The 2,725-nt window shown below is 42.2% G+C and carries 2 protein-coding genes; one reads left to right on the top strand and one right to left on the bottom strand.

Annotated features, from left to right (window positions below; all coding sequences use genetic code 11):
- Window positions 1–213: 213 nt before the first annotated feature.
- Window positions 214–1,968: a S8 family peptidase gene (locus ACH2DQ_RS03165; protein ID WP_394914684.1), complete on the bottom strand. Its 1,755-nt coding sequence runs from the start codon at window positions 1,966–1,968 to the stop codon at window positions 214–216.
- 291 nt (window positions 1,969–2,259) lie between these two features.
- Between ACH2DQ_RS03165 and ACH2DQ_RS03170 the strand changes: the two genes are divergently transcribed.
- A partial coding sequence (locus ACH2DQ_RS03170) for a LemA family protein (RefSeq protein WP_395025548.1) occupies window positions 2,260–2,725 on the top strand: 466 nt, incomplete at its 3' end.

A 2,725-nucleotide genomic window follows, 5' to 3' on the forward strand; every position in this document is an offset into this window, starting at 1 on the left:
TTGACGCTTGGCTGAGGTGAGGGGGCGGCAGTGTAAACAATCAAATGGTGACATAGCCTTTCCGGAATTCATTACCTGAACCGGTCAGCACAATTTTCAGTGAACTGTGGAATTTGCCGAATAAATTGCGGTGTTTATTGCTTCGCCTGTTCAGAACAAATTCCACATAATAAATAGATCGCTGCTGCCGGAAACCAGATCATGGACCCTGGCCTACTCACGAACACGAAGAATAGTCTGAAAAAGATTGAGCGTACCCATTCCCCATTCCCTGTTGGGATATACATATGCGGGATTTCGGTCAGCTCCTCTGATCAGGTAAGTTCGGATTGAGTTTGCATTCATGCCCGGATTATGGCCTTGCACAATACCCCAGGTCATCAGAATGGCTGATGCGCCGGCAACATGGGCTGCGGCTACGGAAGTTCCTGTCTGGTAGGTCATAGGCAGCCCCGACTGTGCAGGAATACCGGCAACTGCAGGACCATATACATTCACTCCCGGGGCAGCAATATTCGGCTTAATAAAATTGATGCGGTTAAATCCATAGCTGGAATGAATATAAAGGCTGCCGTCTCTGTGGTTATAGGCGGCTGCCGTGATACAGCTATAGGCATTTGCAGGCTCTGTAATCGTAGTAAATGGATTTGGCTTCAAAAATACAGTGGAACGGGAAATAAATCCATGAATCGGAAGCCACATATGATAATTGCCTGTGATGAAAAGATAATTATACACCCGGATTCGCCAGATTCCAGGTGTGGGTGACTGAAACCGCATTGTAATAAACTGGCTGCCGGAACCCATTTCTGAAATGTCATAATGAACCGTAATCTGTGTATTTTCCAAAGTAAAGGTTACATGGGTATCCCGCTCTTCGTTTAGCGGAATACGGGGGATCGTCTGACCTGTAGGTGAAACAAAGCCTACGGTATAAAGTTCTGGCGGTGAGGACCACAGTTCAACGACAAATCCTTTTTCGTCTGGTCCAACCGAGATTTCTGCGTCTTCATATTCTAAACCAACCTTAATATTGCCCAGAAAATGATGGTACATTCCAACTTCATTTCCTCCGGCAACAACCGATGCAAAACCGGTCATTAGATTTAGTTTTCTTAACAGCAGCCCAAGCGGTGATGTTCCTTCATGACTCCCCATATTCGTTCCAAGTCCGATACAAATAATCAGTGGCATTCGATAACGTGCCGAGACCAATGTCAGATATTTAATTCCCATCATAATATCATTTTCCTGATATGCGTCGGCTGAATCCTGTATTAAGTAGAAATCACGTAAATATTGTTTTGCCGGTTTCAGTTTTACTACAGCAATATTACATTCCGGTGCTGCGCCGATAAAGTCTGCATTTGGTGATTGTGACCCGGCTGCAATTCCGGCAAGGAATGTACCGTGCCCGTTGGTGTCTTCACTGGGTACTACGTCCAGCGGATTTTCTGCCTGGAGAGCTTCGTTGATTTCTGTGTTGGTAAATTCTGTTCCATAAATAATGGTATCATTTACAGTAAATCCTGGTATTCCCGGCGGTAATTTCTGGGGTATTTCCAGTGATGGCAAGGTCTGGTCCCAGATTCCCAAAATGCGGGTTCTGCCGTCCGAATGCCGGAACAGCGGATTTTGATAGTCTATTCCGGTATCAATGAAACCAATGATCGTTCCCTGTCCCCGCAAGTTCAATTGAGGTTGTTCTATGGTATTCAATATGCCGGATGCTTCCATGCTGGATGTATCCAGGGTTGTATAAAGATTGGGAATTGAATAGTATTCATATTTTTCAGTTGTAATTGGAGCGGCTTCCTGCATGGGAACATATATAATAGAAAATTGGCTGTCAACAAAATCCCCACATGAGGAAGGATTTCTCTGAAGAGTTTCATTCAAACTGTAATTGTTATTTGATATGATAAAATCAGCAAATTCTTCAGAAGCAACATTTTGATTACATTCCATGAATTTCTCCCGGAATTATTTTCTACAATATATGTAAATGGGCAGAAAGAAAGACCATCCTTCATAATAATCAAAAATCCCGTCATTTCCGGCGGGATTTTTGATTATTATGAATAGAAAGATAAAAAACCACAATAATAAAAACAGAATAGTTTTTCAGAGTTTGTAAATACGAAATTCGTTCATACAATAAGAATAAAAATAATATATTTCCAATAAGAAACAAGTGGACAGAAATCATTAGAAATGGAAGCGTTGCGGTTTTTCCTGCAATGCGCAGAGGGTGAAATCATGAAAAGATCTGGAAGTAAAATCGCTGTATGGGTAATCATTGCAATCGTTGTAATCCTGGTGGTCGTTGGCATCAGCCAGTACAACTCCCTGGTGGGAATCAATGAAAATGTGGAAAATCAGAGAGCTAATATTGATACAATGCTGCAAAGAAGAGTGGATCTCATACCTAACCTGGTAAATACCGTAAAGGGTTATGCGGAACATGAAAAAGAGGTTATCGAAAACGTTAGCAACGCAAGAGCGAAACTGGCAGGTGCCACAAGCATGGAAGAAAAGGCAAATGCAGATAACCAGTTGTCTGGAGCGCTGAGCAGACTGCTTATGGTTGTAGAAAATTATCCTGATCTAAAAGCAAATCAACAGTTTATTTCCCTTTCAGATGAGCTTGCGGGTACGGAAAACCGGATTGCGGTTGCCAGAAAAGATTATAATGACTCCGTTAAATTATATAACCAGAAAATAA

This window comes from Robinsoniella sp. (genome assembly GCF_034124845.1).